This window comes from Aureimonas sp. Leaf427 (genome assembly GCF_001425485.1).
In the GTDB taxonomy this organism is placed as follows: domain Bacteria; phylum Pseudomonadota; class Alphaproteobacteria; order Rhizobiales; family Rhizobiaceae; genus Plantimonas.
In genome coordinates this window covers 93,902-111,093 of sequence record NZ_LMQW01000003.1, presented here as the reverse complement: position 1 = coordinate 111,093, position 17,192 = coordinate 93,902, and the positions used below count along the sequence as shown (strand labels likewise).

Annotated in this window: 12 protein-coding genes; 4 read left to right on the top strand and 8 right to left on the bottom strand. The window is 68.0% G+C overall.

Annotated features, from left to right (window positions below; translation table 11 throughout):
• Position 1: 1 nt before the first annotated feature.
• Both ASG62_RS04375 and ASG62_RS04370 read right to left on the bottom strand, forming a co-directional pair.
• Positions 2 to 964, bottom strand: coding sequence for an ABC transporter permease (locus ASG62_RS04375; protein WP_056700071.1), 963 nt, complete (start codon positions 962 to 964; stop codon positions 2 to 4).
• Positions 965 to 1,000: 36 nt separating this feature from the next.
• Positions 1,001 to 1,978 carry a siderophore ABC transporter substrate-binding protein gene (locus ASG62_RS04370; RefSeq protein WP_056700070.1) on the bottom strand — a complete coding sequence of 326 codons (978 nt, stop codon included), beginning with the start codon at positions 1,976 to 1,978 and terminating at the stop codon, positions 1,001 to 1,003.
• Between the two features lie 202 nt (positions 1,979 to 2,180).
• On the opposite strand from ASG62_RS04370, the gene ASG62_RS04365 reads away from it, so the two are divergent.
• Both ASG62_RS04365 and ASG62_RS04360 read left to right on the top strand, forming a co-directional pair.
• A complete protein-coding gene (locus ASG62_RS04365; protein WP_200944788.1) occupies positions 2,181 to 4,415 on the top strand; it encodes a TonB-dependent receptor in 2,235 nt (744 codons plus the stop codon).
• Positions 4,416 to 4,486: 71 nt separating this feature from the next.
• Entirely contained in the window at positions 4,487 to 5,173 is a 687-nt protein-coding gene (locus ASG62_RS04360) for a Fe2+-dependent dioxygenase (protein WP_056700068.1), read from the top strand.
• A gap of 105 nt (positions 5,174 to 5,278) precedes the next feature.
• On the opposite strand, the gene ASG62_RS04355 is transcribed toward ASG62_RS04360, so the two are convergent.
• From ASG62_RS04355 to ASG62_RS04345, 3 genes are all read right to left on the bottom strand, one after another.
• Positions 5,279 to 5,755, bottom strand: coding sequence for a DUF3597 domain-containing protein (locus tag ASG62_RS04355; RefSeq protein ID WP_056700059.1), 477 nt, complete (start codon positions 5,753 to 5,755; stop codon positions 5,279 to 5,281).
• Positions 5,756 to 5,856: 101 nt separating this feature from the next.
• Complete coding sequence (locus ASG62_RS04350) at positions 5,857 to 7,842, bottom strand: PAS domain-containing sensor histidine kinase (protein WP_244487696.1); 1,986 nt, start codon at positions 7,840 to 7,842, stop codon at positions 5,857 to 5,859.
• A gap of 5 nt (positions 7,843 to 7,847) precedes the next feature.
• Positions 7,848 to 9,359, bottom strand: a complete 1,512-nt coding sequence (locus tag ASG62_RS04345) for an ATPase domain-containing protein (protein WP_056700051.1) — start codon at positions 9,357 to 9,359, stop codon at positions 7,848 to 7,850.
• Positions 9,360 to 9,610: 251 nt separating this feature from the next.
• Here ASG62_RS04345 and ASG62_RS04340 point away from each other — a divergent pair, with 251 nt between their 5' ends.
• Entirely contained in the window at positions 9,611 to 11,695 is a 2,085-nt protein-coding gene (locus tag ASG62_RS04340) for an NAD(+) synthase (RefSeq protein ID WP_056700049.1), read from the top strand.
• 27 nt (positions 11,696 to 11,722) lie between these two features.
• Here ASG62_RS04340 and ASG62_RS04335 read toward each other — a convergent pair whose 3' ends face one another.
• The 3 genes from ASG62_RS04335 to ribB form a co-directional block, all read right to left on the bottom strand.
• On the bottom strand, positions 11,723 to 14,029 hold the full coding sequence (locus ASG62_RS04335) for a putative bifunctional diguanylate cyclase/phosphodiesterase (protein ID WP_056700046.1): 2,307 nt from the start codon (positions 14,027 to 14,029) through the stop codon (positions 11,723 to 11,725).
• A 145-nt stretch (positions 14,030 to 14,174) separates the two neighbouring features.
• Positions 14,175 to 15,029, bottom strand: coding sequence for an alpha/beta fold hydrolase (locus ASG62_RS04330; protein WP_056700042.1), 855 nt, complete (start codon positions 15,027 to 15,029; stop codon positions 14,175 to 14,177).
• Positions 15,026 to 16,156 carry a 3,4-dihydroxy-2-butanone-4-phosphate synthase gene (gene ribB, locus ASG62_RS04325; RefSeq protein ID WP_056700040.1) on the bottom strand — a complete coding sequence of 377 codons (1,131 nt, stop codon included), beginning with the start codon at positions 16,154 to 16,156 and terminating at the stop codon, positions 15,026 to 15,028. The genes ASG62_RS04330 and ribB overlap by 4 nt, the downstream gene beginning before the upstream one ends.
• 105 nt (positions 16,157 to 16,261) lie before the next feature.
• On the opposite strand from ribB, the gene ASG62_RS04320 reads away from it, so the two are divergent.
• Positions 16,262 to 17,146, top strand: a complete 885-nt coding sequence (locus tag ASG62_RS04320) for a LysR family transcriptional regulator (RefSeq protein ID WP_056700039.1) — start codon at positions 16,262 to 16,264, stop codon at positions 17,144 to 17,146.
• Positions 17,147 to 17,192: the final 46 nt, after the last annotated feature.

The window sequence follows — 17,192 nt, the reverse complement described above, 5'->3', positions numbered from 1 at the left end:
CTCAGCCAAGCCTGTCGCGCCTCGCAAGGAGAAGGCCGAGGAAGAGCGCGGCCCCGGCGACGCCGACGACCGTGCCGACGGGGAGTTCGTAGGGCGCCGCGATCAGGCGGCCGGCCATGTCGCAGAGAAGCACGAAGCCGGCGCCGATGAGGGCGACCCAGGGCACCGAGCGCCGGGCGTTGTCGCCGAGGAAGAGAGCGACGATGTTCGGCACGATCAGGCCGACGAAGAGGATGATGCCGACCGTCGCGACGACGACGGCCGTGACCAGCGAGACGATGACGAGGCCGAGGAAGACCGTCCGGCCATGGTCGAGCCCGAGGCCGATGGACAGATCGCGGCCCAGGCCGGCCAGCGTCAGCCGGTCGGCGGCGAGATAGGCGACGACGGTCAGCGCGAAGGCGAGCCACAGAAGCTCGTAACGGCCGCGGAGCACGCCGGAGAAGTCGCCCATCGTCCAGGCCTGCAGCGACTGCATGAGGTCGAAGCGATAGGCGAAGAAGGTCGTCGCCGCGTTGACGACTCCGCCGAGCATGATGCCGACGAGGGGCACGACGAGGGGGGAGCGCAGCGGCACCCGGGCGAGGATCGCGAGGAACAGGAGCGTGCCGGCGAGCGCGAAGGCGGCGGCCGCCAGCATCTTGGCGATGACCGGGGCGCCGGGCGCCAGAAGCATCATGACGAGAAGGCCGGCGCTCGCCGATTCCACCGTTCCGGCCGTCGAGGGCTCGACGAAGCGGTTCTGCGCGAGCAGCTGCATGATGAGGCCCGCCACCGCCATGCCGGTGCCCGCGAGAAGGATGGCGAGCGTGCGGGGCACGCGGCTGACGAGGAGAAGCTCGCCCGCCTCGCCGCCGAACCCCTCCGTCCAGAGGCGCGCGGGCGTGACCTCGCCGACCCCAACGAAGAGGCTGGCAAGCGCCAGCGCGGCGATCGCGATCGCGGCGAGGACAAGGCGCTGCACGGGCGGGCGCTGCAGGGGAGGCGCTTCTGCGACCGATCAGCCGCCGGTTCGGGTGCCGGCCGCGTCCAGCGCTTGGGAGAGCTGATCGACATTGTCCTGAAGCGCGGTCAGCCCGCCGGAGACGAGATACCAGCGGGCGGGATCGAGATAGACCACGCGCTTTTCCCGCCAGGCCTTGGTCTTGGCGACCAGTTCGTTGTCGAGCATGGCGGCCGCCGCGCCCTGGCCGATCGCCGCGTCCCGGTCGATCACGAAGAGCCAGTCGGGATCGACCTTGGCGATGAACTCGAAGGAGACGGCCTGGCCGTGATTGGCGACCGTAAGGGTCGGGTCCGCGGCCTCGAAGCCGAAGGCGGAGTGCACGATGCCGAAGCGCGAGCCCGGCCCGTAGGCGCTCATCTTGTTGCCCGTGGTCAGCACGATGAGCACCTTGCCGGCGCCCGCGGCCTTTTCCTTCAGCGCGGCGACGGAGGCGTTCAGCTTGTCCACATGCGCCTTGGCCTCGGGCTCCTTGCCGAAGATGCGACCGAGCGTCTTCGCATTGCGCTCGGCGCTCGCCAGCGGGTCGGTCGCATCCGTGGTGAGGTCGATGGTGGGCGCGATCCCGGCGAGGTCGTCGAACTTCGGCGCGGAACGGCCGCCGACGATGATGAGGTCGGGCGCGGCGGCGTTCACGGCCTCCAGATCGGGCTCGAAGAGCGAGCCGATCTTGGGCACGGAGGCCTCGCCGTATCGGGCGAGATAGGGCGGATATTTCACGCTCGGCACGCCCGCGACGGAGACGCCGAGCGCATCCAGCGTGTCGAGACTGGTGAGGTCGTAGACGAGGACGGTCTTCGGCTGCTCCGCCACCTTGGCCTCGCCGCGGGCCGTCGCAACGGTGATCTCGGCGGCGCTCGCGGGCAGGGTCGAGGCAAGGCCCGAGCAGGCGAGAAGGGCTGCGAGGACGAGGCGGCGGGACAGGGACAAGCGGGCGCTCCGTGACGATCCAACGGGTTCGGTACAGGGCGTCATAGAATGTTGACCGGTGGCGTCAACAATAAACGCGCTTGAGCATGCCAATTCAGAATCGTTCTAAGTCACAGAGAATGATGTGCTTTTTGAATTATGTCTAAATTGCGCTTCATTCTTGACTCTGAAGTTCATGTTTCCTAGTGCGGTTCCCGTGAACCTGGAGCCGATGATGATCAAGCCTTTCGCAACCATGCGCCCGTTGATGTCGAACGCCACTCTGGCCGCCGGCGTCGCGTTGTCCTTCGGCTCGACGGCCTTCGCTCAGACGGCGCCGGTCGGCGCGGGCGAGCCCATCGTTCTCGACACCGTGACGCTGCAGGGCGGCTCGCTCGCCCAGGTGCCCAACACGAACCGCGCCTCGACGAAGATCGCCCGCCTGCCCGCGACGGTCCGCGAGACTCCCCGCACGGTCAACGTGGTCCCGCAGGAGGTTTTGGAGAAGCAGGGCGTCACCTCGCTGGAGCAGGCGCTGCGCAACGTTCCCGGCATCACGCTCTCGTCCGGCGAAGGCAATGGCGGACAGAACGGCGACCAGTTCCGCATCCGCGGCTTCCAGTCCAAGGGCGACGTCTACACGAACGGCCTGAAGGACTTCGGCGCCTATGTCCGGGACAGTTTCAACACAGAGTCCGTCGAGGTCTTCAAGGGGCCGACCGGCGGCTATTTCGGCGCGGGCAATGTCGGCGGCGTCATCAACCAGTCGACCAAGGGTTCCTTCCTCGAGGACCGCTACGGCGCGGACTATTCGATCGGCTCGGGCCCGACCCATCGCGGCACGTTCGATCTCAACAAGACGCTGAGCGAGACGAGCGCGGTGCGCGTCAACGGCGTCGTCCATCGCCAGGACGTCGAGGACCGCGACCGGGTGGAGACGGACCGCGAGGGCATCGCGGTCGATCTCGGCCTCGGTCTCGGCACGCCGACCGAGTGGCACTTGAACTACAGCTACCAGGGCGGAGACCGCACGCCGGACATGGGCGTGCCCATGCTGCGCCGGCCGGGCACGACCGGCGCGCCGGCGACCGAGTTCGGGCTCGACCGCTCCACCTCCTATTCCCGCGTCTACGGCAATAGCGAGGATCGCGACGAGACGAACGTCCACACGTTCACCTCGAATCTGACGCACACGGTGAACGAGAACATCGCGATCCACAACGACACCCGCGTGCAGTTCTACGACCGCGACTTCCTCTCGACCAATCCGAGTTGCGAGGGCGCCTGCGTCACGACGTTCTTCAACGGCGGCAATCCCCTGATCAGCTACGGCGCCGGCGGCGGCATCGCCTATCGCCAGGACGGCACGGGCGTTCAGAACGTCACCTCGGCCGATGTGAACGGCACGATCGGAGGGCTTCGGAACGAGCTGAAGGTCGGCCTCGACGTCAGCCACCAGAGCGAGGATCGCGAGCGCGGCAGCTTCCTGCCGGCCCGTCCGACGAACGTGCAGCGCCTGCGCGATCCCGTCTACGAGTTCCCGACCGCGCTTCTCACCTACGACAACGCGATCAAGACCGAGGGAACGGCCTTCAATGCCGGCCTCTTCGCCACCGATCGGATCTGGCTGACGGAGGAGTTTTCGCTGCTCGGCGGCGTGCGGGCGGACTATTTCGAGTCCACGTCGGTCTTTTCCGGCGTCGAGGCGAAGGACGACGTCACCGCGCTCAGCCCCTCGATCAGCGCGATCTACGAGCCGACGAAGGCGACGCAGTTCTACGCGACCTTCGCGCGCTCCTATGCGCCGGTCGGCGTCAATCTCTCGACCCAGCAGATGATCTCGACCTCGGAGGCGCCGCGGGCCGGATCGAACTTCGATCCCGAACGAAGCGATCTCTACGAGATCGGCACGAAGATCGATCTTCTCGGAGAGGCGCTCGGCTTTTCCGGCTCGGTCTTCCAGATCGAAAAGAAGAATTCGGTCGACACCGATCCGACCTCGGGCATCGCCTATGCCTTCGGCGACGCCGGCGACACGCGCCGCGTTCGCGGCTTCGAGCTCGGGCTCAACGGCGAGGTGCTCACCGGCTGGACCGTCCATGCCGGATACGCCTATCTCGACGGCGAGATCCTCTCTACCGCCTATCCGGAGGATCAGCGGATCGTCGGGGACGTCGCGCCCTACGTCTCGCGCCACAATGTCACGCTCTGGACCGACTACGACCTGACGCCGCACCTGCCCGATATCGGCGGCGATCTGTCGATCGCGGGCGGCCTGCGCGCGGCATCCTCCTATGCCGTCTACACGCCGACCGTGGACAAGAACATCGTTCCCGACAGCTTCTCTCTCGATGCCGCCATCACCTACGACGCCAAGCACTTCAAGGTCGCGCTGAACGGCTACAACCTGACGGATCATCTGAACTACGATGCGGCCTTCGGCGGGCGCGCGGTGCCGGCCTCCGGCCGCAGCGTGCTTCTGACGATCGGAGCGAAATTCTAAAGCTTCGCTCCTTTATTCGGGGGCGGCCGCTCCCCGCCGTTCAGCGCCGCCCCGTGCCATAGGAAGTCGCCATGCTGATCCACATCCCCGCCGTCCTGACGCCGGACGAGGTCCGGCACTGCCGGCATGTGCTGGAAAGCTCGCAATGGGTCGACGGGCGCGTGACGGCGGGCGACCAGGCCGCCAAGGCCAAGCGCAATCTCCAGATCCCGGAGGATTCGGCGGAGGCGCGCGAACTGGGCGGGCTGATCCTCGGCAAGCTCGCGGCGAACCCGACCTTCAATTCGGCGGCTCTGCCCTTCCGCGTGCTGCCGCCGATGTTCAACCGCTACGATGTCGGCATGACCTTCGGGGCGCATGTGGACGGCGCGATCCGCGCCATTCCGGGCACGGGCGGCATGCGCATGCGCGCGGACGTGTCCTCGACGCTCTTCCTGACCGACCCGGAGGACTACGACGGCGGCGAGCTGGTCGTGGAGGACACCTATGGCAGCCAGGCCGTGAAGCTGCCGGCCGGCGACATGATCGTCTATCCCGCCACCAGCCTTCATCGCGTCGAGCCGATCACGCGGGGCAGCCGCTGGGGTTCGTTCTTCTGGACGCAGTCGATGGTGCGGGACGACGGCCTGCGCACCATGCTCTACGATCTCGACATCGCCATCATCGGCGCGCGCACCAAGCTCGGCGACGCGGACCCGGCGGTGCTCGGCCTCGTCAATCACTATCACAACCTGATCCGCCGCTTCGCGGATCTGTGACGAGGGCACCGGGGCCGCCTCCAGCGAGCCTCGGTGCCCTCTCATCTTTTGTCGGCGCCGGCTCTTGCGGCGAAGCCCGTCCGCTCGACGGGACAGGCTTCAGGCTCAGTCCGTGAGGTCGGCCGGCACCTTGCCGCCGTTCTCGGCGAGCTTCTTCATCAGCGCCTTCTGCAGCCAGACGTTCATCGTCGCGCTGTCGTTCGTGTCGCCGGTATAGCCGAGCTCCTCGGCCAGTTCCTTGCGCTCGGAGAGGCTGCTGTCGAGATGGAGCGCCTTCATCGTGTCGACGATGGACTTGCGCCATTCGAGCTTCTGGCCGCTGTCCTTGACGGCCTTGTCCATGATCGCGGCCACATCGACCGCCGTCGCCGGCGTGGAGGCGGGAGCCGTCCCGGCCGGTTGAGCGCCCGGCGCCGGAGCCGAGGTCGGCGATGCCGGGGTGGGGGAGGCGGGTGCCGGGGCCGCCGTCGTGGCGGGGCCGGCCGGCGGCGGGGCGTTGACCGTTGCGGGCGCGGGCGCTGCAGGCTCGGCGGCTTCCGCCTTGCCGAAGATGGCGTCCTTGATCTTGCCGAAAATGCTCATCGCGTCGATCTCCTCTCGTGTTCACGGTCGTGTGAACGTCGAAGCGCTAACGGTCCGCACGCCATCGGCGTTCCGTCGCGAGACCGATCGACGCGAGAGGATCAGGCCGGCGTGCCGTCGCCCTCGATCATCTGCCGGATCTTCGTCGCCAGCGTCTCGAAGACGAAGGGCTTTGTGACGATGTCCATCCGGTCGCCGAGGAAGTCGCCGCGGACGGCGGCCTTTTCGGCATAGCCGGTGACGAAGAGGATCTTCAGCTCCGGCCGCGCCTCGCGGGCGACCTCGGCGAGCTGGCGTCCGTTCATGCCGGGCAGGCCGACATCGGTCATCAGGAGGTCGATGCGCCCTTCGGCCTTCAGGTAGGGGATCGCCTCGTCGGCGCTGCCGGCCTCGATGGCGCGATAGCCGAGGTCCTCCAGAACGTCGACGACGAGCATGCGAACGAGCGCCTCGTCCTCGACGACGAGCACGGTTTCGCCGTCGCCCTTGGGTGCCTGCATGTCCGCTTCCTCCTCGATGGCCACGGCCCGTTCCGCATAGCGCGGCAGCACGAGCCGGATGACGGTGCCCTGTCCCTCCGTGCTCTCCACGGTGACGTGCCCGTTCGACTGCTTGGCGAAGCCGTAGATCATGGACAGGCCGAGGCCCGTTCCCTGGCCGATCGGCTTGGTCGTGAAGAAGGGCTCGAAGACCTTCTGCAAGGTTTCCGGCGACATGCCGATGCCGGTATCGGCGACCTCGACGATCACGTAGTTTCCGGGCGCGAGGCCCTCCATCTTCAGAACCTGCGCCGGGCCGAAGCAGCGATTGGCCGTCGTCACCGTCAGCTTGCCGCCTTCGGGCATGGCGTCGCGCGCATTGATCGCAAGGTTGAGCAGCGCGCTTTCTAGCTGGTTGGCGTCGGTCCAGCCGGGCGACAGGTCCGGCGCAAGCCGCGTCTCGACCTGCACGTTCTCGCCGAGCGTGCGGCGCATCAGCTCCTCGAGCCCCGCGACGACGCCGTTCACGTCCGTCGCCTTGAGGTCCAGCGACTGGCGGCGGCCGAAGGCGAGGAGGCGCGCGGTCAGGCCTGCGGCGCGCTGGGCCGAGGTCATGGCGGCGTCGAGATAGCGCGGCACGCGCTCCATCTCGCCATTGGCGATCCGCCGCTTCATGAGGTCGAGCGAACCGACGACGCCGGCCAGCATATTGTTGAAGTCGTGCGCGATGCCGCCGGTGAGCTGGCCGATCGCCTCCATCTTCTGGCTCTGGCGAAGCGCCTCTTCGGTCGTGCGCTGTTCGGTGATGTCGCGGCCGATGGCGTAGACGTTTCCCGCGTCTGGCGAGGCGGTCCAGGAGATCAGCCGATAGACGCCGTCGCGGGAGCGGAAGCGGTTCTCGAAGCGCAGCGTCGTCGTCCCGCGTTCGAGCCGCTTCATCTTCTCCTGAGTCGCATCCACGTCGTCGGGATGGACGAGGTCGAGAAAGCTCGAGGCCAGCAGTTCCGCCTCGGTCCAGCCCAGCATCGCGGTCCAGGCATGGTTGACGGCGATCAGCCGGCCCTCCCGGTTGCAGACGTCCATGAGGTCGGTGGAGAGGTGCCACATGCGGTCGCGCTCGGCCGTGCGCTCGGCGACGCGCTGTTCCAGCGTCTCGTTGAGGTCGCGAAGGTTCGCCGCCGCCGTCTCCTCGGTGGCGAGCATGGCGCGCGCCTGATACTGCCGCCGCCGCCCGCGGATGGCCGAGCGCGCCGCGCTCATCAGCGTCTCCGCGTTGATCGGGCGCTCCAGGAGGATGACGTTGCCGAGCCGCTCGATGATCTGCGAGGCGCGGGGCGGGCGCGGCCCCGTGCGCTTGGTCGCGAGCACGACGACCGGCAGGTCCGACCAGGGCGGCTGGCGGTCGATCCAGGCGAGAAGCTCTTCGAGGCCTTCGGCCGCCAGCACCTCCTCGGTGATCAGGATCCCGCCGGCGTCGCCGTGGAGCAGCCCGCAGAGCGAGGCGAGATCCGGGCAGGCGAGCGCCTCGACGCCGCCCTGCGCCAGCACACGGCTCGCCACTTCGCCGTCCCGGCCCCGAGGCGCCAGGATAAGGACACGCTCGCTCAACCCGTCTACTCCGTCCGGCTGCCCGTATCGCCGTCGTTCAGCATTCTCATGATGCCTTTGTAGGACGGAAGGCCGGTCAGGACACCCTCGAAGTCGTGCAATGCCTCGCCGACGGCAAGGCCGTTCTGCCCGAGACGGAACTCGCGGATCGTTCTCTCGTGCGCACTCGTCCGGCTCTTCACCACCGAGACGGCCGTGCGCACCTCTCCGTGCGCCTCGAAGAAGCGGAAGAGGAGGATGGCGTCGCTGAGATAGCTGAGATCGACGTCCGAGCGCATGTCGCCGACGAGCCCGTGCTGCCCGAGGACGAGGATCGCGGTCACGCCCTGCTGGCTGAGATAGGTCAGGATCTCGTGCATCTGGAGGATCAGGAACTGCTCCCCGGGCATGGCATGGAGATAGGCGTTGAGACTGTCGATCACGAGGAAGCGAGAGCCCTTCTCCTCCACGGCCTTGCGCACGCGGCTCGTGAACTCGCCGGGCGACAGTTCGGCCGGATCGATCTGCTGGAGCGAGAGCTGGCCGCTGTCGATGAAGGGCCGGATGTCCATGCCGAGCGTGGTCGATCTCGACAGAAGCGTGCCCAGCCCCTCGTCGAAGAGGAAGTAGGTCGCGGTTTCGCCGCGCTCGAGAGCGGCCATCATGCAGCGGATGGCGGTCGTCGTCTTGCCGACGCCGGACGGGCCGGAGAGGAGCGTGTTCGTTCCGGGCGCGAGGCCCCCGCCGAGAAGGGCGTCGAGCCCCGTGTTGCCGGTAGATACCGGGCTCGCGTCGAAGGCGAGATGGTGCTCGGCCGCGACGAGACGCGGGAAGACGGTCAGGCCGCCCGTGTCGAGATTGAAGTCGTGATAGCCGCCGCGGAACTTGATCCCGCGCATCTTCATGACCCGCAGGCGCCGCCGCTCGGAGCCGAAGTCGCGCGCCGCCTGCTCCAGCGAGATTACGCCGTGGGCGATCGAATGGAGCTGGAGATCGTTGGCCTCGGAGGTGCGGTCGTCCAGCATGAGGACCGTGCAGCGCCGGCTGGCGAAGAACTGTTTCAGCGTCAGGATCTGCCGACGATAGCGCAGCGGGTTCTGGGCGAGCAGCCGGAGTTCGGACAGGCTGTCGAAGACGACGCGGCGCGGGCGCATCTCCTCGACCATGCGCATGACGCCCTTGGTCGTCTCGCCGAGTTCGATCTCGGACGGGTGCAGGATCGACTGCTCGGCGTCGGGATCGAGGCCCTCCTCGCCCACGAGCTCGAAGATCGACAGCGCGTCGAGCGTCCAGCCATGTGTCGCGGCCACGGCGCGCAGCTCTTCGGCGGTCTCGGACAGGGTGATGTAGAGCCCGCTCTCGCCGGCCTCCACGCCCGCCAGGAGAAACTGCAGCGACAGCGTGGTCTTGCCCGTGCCGGGCGTGCCCTCGACGAGATAGAGGCGATCCGCCGTGAAGCCGCCGCCGAGAATGTCGTCGAGACCGGGAATGCCGGTCGAAATGCGGCCTTCGGTGGAGATCGCGCGTGTCTCTGGCATGGCTTGACTCGTGATGGAACCCAAGGTTCCCTAACATGGCTTTTTGCCGGTTCCGCATGAAGGGTTACGACGAGAAGGCTCGTTTTCGTAGCCAGCAACCAGTATCCGTGCGGTTTCGTGCGGTCGGCTCCGCCGCTCTTCCGGCGAAGAGGCCGTGCGGATCGGACGTCCCTTCGATCTTTCCGCCTTGCGCCGGAGCCGGCGGAGGGGCATCGACGGGCCTGTCCGACCGTCCTTCCGGAGCGCCGAACGTGACCCTCGATCCTGCCCCCGCTTCGCCCGCCGCCCCGGATGCCGCCTTCGCCTCCATTCATGCCCATGGCTTCGTGCGCGTCGGCGTCGCGACCCCGCGGGCCTACGTGGCCGATCCCGGCCGCAATGCCGAGGCCGTGCTGGAGTTCATGGCGCGGGCGGAGGATGAGCGGATCGATCTCCTGATCTTTCCCGAACTGAACATCTCCGCCTATGCGATCGACGATCTGCACCTTCAGGAGGCGCTGCTCGACGGGGTGGAGAGCGCCATCGCGCGGATCGTCGCGGCCAGCGCCTCGCGGGACGCCGTGCTTCTCCTCGGCGCGCCGCTGCGCCGCAACGGGCGGCTCTACAACTGCGCCGTCGTGGTCAAGGGCGGCGCCATCCTCGGCGTGGTGCCGAAGACCTTCCTGCCGAACTACCGGGAATATTACGAGAAGCGCTGGTTCGCATCCGGCGCAGGGCTGGCGGGGCTCTCCATCGACGTCGCCGGCCACACGGCCCCCTTCGGCACCGACCTCGTCTTCGCCTGCCGCACGCTGCCGGGCTTCGTCTTCCATGCGGAGATCTGCGAGGACTACTGGGCGCCGACGCCGCCTTCGACGCTCGGCGCGCTCGCGGGGGCGCTGATCCTCTGCAACCTCTCGGGCTCGCCGATCGTCGTCGGCAAGTCGGAGGATCGCCATCTCCTCGGCGCCTCGCAGGCCATGCGGACCTTCTCGGCCTATGCCTATTCGGCGGCGGGGGCGGGCGAGAGCACCAACGATCTTTCCTGGGACGGGCAGGGGATGATCTACGAGATCGGCGACCGTCTCGCCGAGACGCCGCGCTTCCAGCGCGAGCCGCAGCTGATCGCGGCCGATATCGATACGCAGCGCTTGTCGCAGGAGCGGCTGCGCGTGCCGACCTTCAACGACGCGGCTGCTCTCGCCGGCCATCCCGAGACGCGCTTTCGGCGCATCGGCTTCGACCACGCGCCCGCATCGCCGCCGGAAGACCTGCGCCGTCCGCTCCGGCGCTTTCCCTATGTGCCGAACGCGCCGGAGCGGCTCGACGCCGATTGCTACGAGGCCTTCAACATCCAGGTGCACGGGCTCATCCGGCGCTTCGAGGCGACGGCCGGCGAGCACATGGTCATCGGCGTGTCGGGCGGTCTCGACTCGACCCATGCGCTGATCGTCGCCGCCAGGGCCTGCGACATGCTGGGCCTGCCGCGAACGACGATTCTGGGCTTCACCATGCCGGGCTTTGCGACGGGCGAGGGCACCAAGGCCAATGCCTGGACGCTGATGCGCGCGCTCGGCATCCAGGCGGACGAGATCGACATCCGCCCCGCCGCCCGGCAGATGCTGGCCGATATGGGCCATCCCTTCTCGGCGGGCGAGCCGGTCTACGACATCACCTTCGAGAACGTGCAGGCGGGCCTTCGCACCGACTATCTCTTCCGCCTCGCCAACCAGCGGCGCGGCTTCGTGATCGGAACGGGCGATCTCTCGGAGCTGGCGCTCGGCTGGTGCACCTACGGCGTCGGCGACCAGATGAGCCATTACGGCGTCAATTCCGGCGTGCCGAAGACGCTGATCCAGTATCTCATCCGCTGGACCGCGGCGACGGGGCAGTTCGACGAGGCGACGGGGCGGGTGCTCACGGCGATCCTCGCCACCGAGATTTCGCCCGAACTCGTGCCGGCCGATGCGCAAGGGGCGATCCAGAGCACGGAGGCCAAGATCGGCCCCTACGAGCTGAACGACTTCTTCCTCTTCCACACGATGCGCAACGGCGCCCCGCCGGCCAAGGTCGCCTTCCTCGCCTGGCAGGCGTGGCGCGACGTCTCGGCGGGGGAGTGGCCCGCGAACTTCCCGGAGGAGAAGAAGAACCGGTACGATCTCTCCACGATCCGCCTCTGGCTGGAGCGCTTCCTCGTCCGCTTCTTCCAGACCAGCCAGTTCAAGCGCACGGCCATGCCGAACGGGCCGAAGGTCTCGGCCGGCGGGAGCCTCAGCCCGCGCGGCGACTGGCGGGCGCCCTCGGACGGAACGGCGACGGTCTGGCTGGAGGATCTGGTGCGCGTGCCGAAAGGCTGATGGTCACGGAGACGGCGTGAGAGGCCGTCAGGCGACGAGCGACTGCGAGACCTCGTCGAGATCGAGCGCGATATCCTCCACCGGAGTGGAGTCCGAGAAGGTCTGCGTGAAGCGCAGCACGTCCTTGGCGGGCATGGGGCGGCTGATCAGGTAGCCCTGGCCGGCGTCGCAGCCGATCTCCTGAAGGCGGCGCAGCTGCGCATGGGTCTCGATGCCCTCGGCCGTGACCTTCGTGCCGAGCCGGACGGCCAGATCGCGCACGGTCTGCACGATCACGGCCGCCTCCTTGTTGTCCACCATCTGGGCGACGAAGGAGCGGTCGATCTTGATGCGGCCGAAGGGGAAGCTGCAGAGATAGCTCAGCGACGAGTAGCCGGTGCCGAAATCGTCGAGCGAGATGGAGACGCCGAGCGCGACGAGACGGTGGAGCGTCTTCTCGGCGGAGGGGTGGTCGAGCAGCACGCTCTCGGTGATCTCGATTTCGAGGCGCGATGGAGCAAGGCCAGTTTCGGCCAGGATCTCCTCGACATCGGCCGCCACGTCGGAGAGCTGCATCTGGACCGCGGAGAGATTGACCGCCACGCGGATGTCGTCCGGCCAGGTCGCGGCCCGCCGGCACGCCTCGCGCATGACCCAGCGCCCGAGCGGCCCGATGGCGCCGGTTTCCTCGGCGATGGGGATGAAGGTCGAGGGCGAAACGGGGCCGCGCACCGGGTCGTGCCAGCGCAGAAGCGCCTCGAAGCCGGTGAGGCGGCAGCTGCGCAGATCGACGATCGGCTGGTAGTAGAGCTGCAGCGTCTCCTCCAGGACGGCTTCCTGCAGATCCTGGGCCAGCGTCTTGCGCTCGACCTTTTCCGCCTGAAGCTCGGCCGAGAAGAAGCGGATCGTGCCACGGCCGAGCGCCTTGGATTGGTAGAGCGCCATGTCGGCGTGGTCGAAGAGAAGATCGGCGCCCTCGTTGGCCGCGCCGAGCGCGATGCCGAAGCTCGCGCCGACATTGACCTGACGCTCCCGGATCGGGAAGGAGGCGTGGAACGTGGCGAGCGCGGCCGCGGCAAGACGCTCGACGTCTTCGCGGCCCTTGATGCCGCGCTGGATAATGGCGAACTCGTCGCCGCCGAGGCGCGCCAGCGTGTCGGAGGGGCCGAGGCAGCCTCTCAGCCGCGCGGAAACGAGCTTCAGGAGCAGGTCTCCGGCCTGGTGGCCCTGGTTGTCGTTCACCTCCTTGAAGTTGTCGAGGTCGATGAGGACGAGGCCGAAGGGAACATCGTCGGCCTCGGCGAGTGCTTCGTCCAGCGCCTCCTGGAAATGGGCGCGGTTGGGCAGGCCCGTCAGGATGTCGTGACGCGCCGAATGCCGCTCGGCCTCGCCCGCCCGTCGGCTCTGGCGCAGGTGGTGGAAGCCGAGCATGCCGGCGACGAGCACGCTGAGATCGACGAGGATCACGAGGGCGGCGACGAAGAGCGCCCGGTTGTACCAGTCGCCGAGCACCAGGCCGACGTCGTACTGCGCCATGACGAGGACCGGGTAGGCTTCGAGGCTCGCCGTCGCCGTCCTGTAGGGGGCGCCATCCTCGCTCATCGGCACCATGCCGGAGCTTTGCTGCTTTTTCGCCAGCGCGCCGTAATAGTCGACGATCGAAGCCGCGTCCGGCTCGCCCTCGCTCTTTCCCTGGTTGGAGAGGACGACGCCGTCGGCGCGGGCGAGGACGATCGTCCGCGTCGTGTCGAGATCGATGCCGCGATAGAGCTGCTGGAAGGACTCGATGGCGATCCCGGCGATGAGGATGCCGCTGAAGTCGCCCTTCGCATCCGACAGCCGCCGGGCGAGGTAGATCGTCGGCTGTCCGGTCCGGCTGTTGACGATCGGTTCGCTGACGAAGGTCTCCGGGGCACCCTTCACGGACAGGGCCTTGAAGTAGTCGCGCTGGCGCAGGTCGAATTCGGGGGCGGGGAAGGCGAAGGAACTGGAGACGAGCCGGCCCTTCGTATCGACCAGCGAGATCCAGTTCACGAAGTTCAGCGGCGCGGCATCCGCGACGAGCATGTCGTGGACGTAGCGCTGGCGCCCTTGCCCGCTCAGGGTTTCCGCGTCGTTCAGGCCGAGCCTCGACAGGTGGTCGACGACGTTGCGCTGGATCGCGTCGATGGCCTGGAAGGAGCGGTCGGTCTGCTTGGCGAGGAGGACGGCGAGGTTCTGGATGTCGCGGTCGGAATGGACGAGCATGTCGTTGCGCTGCGAGGCCATGACGGCCACCGCGCCGATGTTGATGCCGAAGGTCACAAAGGCCACGAGCGCCAGGATGACCGCGATGGTCGGCGTCATGTACGACATGCCGTTTTCGGACTCAGGTCCTCCGCTCGCCGCCTCCGCCGTCTTGTCCGATGCCAACGCTCCGCCCCCGAGCCAACCGCAACCTTGAGCGGAACATGACGGATGAAACCTGAAGGCCGCCTTAAATTACCGTCTGGGTGCCCTTTTAATTAGACGAGACGCGACCGATCGGCTCGCCTTCGGGGCCGGACTCGAGCGATGCGAGGAAAGCGATCAGGCGCTCGTTGAAGGCGGCGGGATCGTCGAGCTGCGCGACATGGCCGACGTCGAGCACGATGCGGCGGGCCCGCCGGAGCCGTCCGGCGAGGTCGCGCCCCTGGCTGCGGATGGAGCCGGCATCCTCGGCGCCCTCCACGACGAGCGTCGGGCAGCGGATGCGGGCGGGATCGACGGGGTGGTAATCGACGATCGCGCCGTAGGTCGCGACGATCGCCTCGTCCGGCATGGTGGCGAAGCCCTTGATGAAGTGGTGCCGTGCCGTCCGGCCGACCCATTGCGGCCCGACGAGGACGCGGGCGAGGGCGAGGCCCGCCCGGGCGCTGCGCTCGCGCCCGATGAGGCGGAAGATCGGAAAGAGAAGCCGCTGCGGATCGAGCGCGGCGAGGCTCTTGCGAAGCCAGGGAAGGGCGGTGAGGGAGCGCGGCGTGTTGGCGAGGACGAGGCCCGCGATCCGCTCGGGCGCCCGCGCGGCCATGTCCAGCGCCACCATGCCGCCGAGCGACACGCCGCAGACGGCGGCGCGCTCGAGGCCGAGATCGTCCATCAGTCGGAGCACGTCCTCGGCCATGCCGCCGATGGTGAGCGGAGCCTCTCCGAGCGGCGTCTCGCCATGTCCGGCAAGGTCGGGCACGACGATGCGGCGCGAGCCGGCGAGCGCCTCGACCTGCGCCGCCCAGACGGCGCGCGTCTGAACCGCGCCGTGGACGAGGAGGACCGGCAGCGCCGATCCGGCGCCGGCGGCGGCCGGATGGTCGTCGCGGCGCAGAGCCCGGTCGCTCAATCCTCCACGAGGATCGTGCCGGCCACCTCGATGCCGAAGCCGGTGAGGCCGACATAGGAGCGCTCGTGCGTGGCGAGGACGGAGATCGAGCGGACGTCGAGATCGCGCAGGATCTGCGCGCCGATGCCGACCTCGCGCCAGCGCTGCATGCGCTTCTGCGCGCTCACATGGCGCTCGCCGTCGCGCGGGCCTTCCTCGGCGTCGGCGAGCGGCGTCGTCTTGGTCTCGAAGTCGTCGACATGGGGCTGGCGCAGCAGCATGAGGACGCCGTGGCCCTCGACCTTCAGCCGCTCCAGCGCGATCTCGACCCAGGACTTGGCGCCGCCCGAGCCGAAGAGATCGACCACCGGCTGCTCGCGATGGATGCGCGTCGGCACCCGTTCGCGGCCCTTCACGTCCCCGAAGACGGCGACGACGTGCTGCATGTCGTCGAAGGGCGTCTCGTAGATGCGCACGACGCCATCGACGCCGCGCACGGTCGTCTTCTCCTCGCGCACGCAGGTGACGAAGGATTCGCGCCGGATGCGGTAGGAGATGAGATCCTCGATCGAGACGATCTTCAGCCCATGCTCGCGGGCGAAGGGGATCAGCTCCGCCATGCGCTTGACCGTGCCGTCGTCGTTGACGACCTCGGCGAGGACGCCGAGCGGTTCCAGGCCCGCCAGTTGCGCCAGATCGCAGCCGGCTTCGGTGTGGCCGGAGCGCGTGAGGACGCCGCCGGCTCGCGCGATCAGCGGAAAGATGTGGCCGGGCTTGATGAAGTCGCCGCCGGTGCAATTGTCGTTGGCGAGCGCGCGCACCGTGTTGGTGCGCTCTTCGGCCGAGATGCCCGTCGTCATTCCGACCCTGTAGTCGACCGAGACGGTGAAGGCGGTGCGCATCGGGTCGATGTTGTTGGCGACCATGGGCGGCAGGTTCAGCTTCTCCGCGCGGTCGGCCGTCATCGGCACGCAGATGATGCCGCTCGTGTGGCGGATCATGAAGGCCATCTTCTCCGGCGTCGCCTTGGCGGCGGCCATGATGAGATCGCCCTCGTTCTCGCGGTCGGTGTCGTCCACCACGACCACGAGTTCGCCCGCCGCGATGGCCGCGATCGCGTCTTCGATGCTGTCGAGTTCCATGGTCATGTCCGCCCCCGGGGTGCCTCCCGCTGCCGCAGTCCTTAGTCCCGTGGCGACCCTTGAATCAATCGCCGGGGTGGTGAAAGGCCCGTTCATGCTAGAAATGCGCCCATGATCGACAAGCTCGACTACTTCATAGCGCTTGCCGCCGAACGCCATTTCGGGCGCGCGGCCGAGCGGCTGGGCGTGACGCAGCCGACTCTCTCCGCCGGCATCCGCCAATTGGAGGAGCGGCTCGGCGTGACGCTGGTCAATCGCGGCTCGCGCTTCCAGGGGCTGACCGAGGAGGGCATCCGGGTCCTGAGCTGGGCCCGGCGCATCGTCGACGACGTGCGCACCATGCAGGACGAGATCCGCGCGGTCCGGCTCGGCCTGTCCGGGCACCTGCGCATCGCCGTCATTCCGACCGCGCTCGCCGTCGTCTCGCGCCTGACGACGCCCTTCTTCGAGAAGCATCCGGGCGTCACCTTCGAGATCCAGTCGCGCACCTCCTCGGAGATCGTGACGGGCCTGGAAGATTTCGCCATCGATCTCGGCATCACCTATCTCGACGACGACCGGCTGGCGCGGCTGGAGACGCGGGCGCTCTACGAGGAGCGCTACTGTCTCGTGACGACGGCGGGCAATCCCTTCGCGGATGCGGCGCGCGTCACCTGGGCCGAGGCCGCCTCGATCCCGCTCTGCCTTCTCTCGGCCACGATGCAGAACCGCAAGATCCTGAACGGCCTTCTCGGCCGGGACGGCCAGCCCTTCCGCACGGTCCTGGAATCCAATTCGATGATCGCGCTGATCGCCCATGTGCGCACGGGACGCTTCGCCACGATCATGCCCTTCCGATCGGCCGAAATCCTCGGCTTCGGCGAGCCGATGCGGGCCATTGCCATCACCGAGCCGGATGCGAGCTACACGATCGGCCTCGTCGTCACCCGCCGTCATCCGCGCCCGCCGCTGGTCGAGGCCTTCTGGAAGGAGACGGACGCGGCGCTTCTCTCTTGATAGAAATCCTCTATCGTTGGACGAAGGTTGCGCATTGATCTTTGCG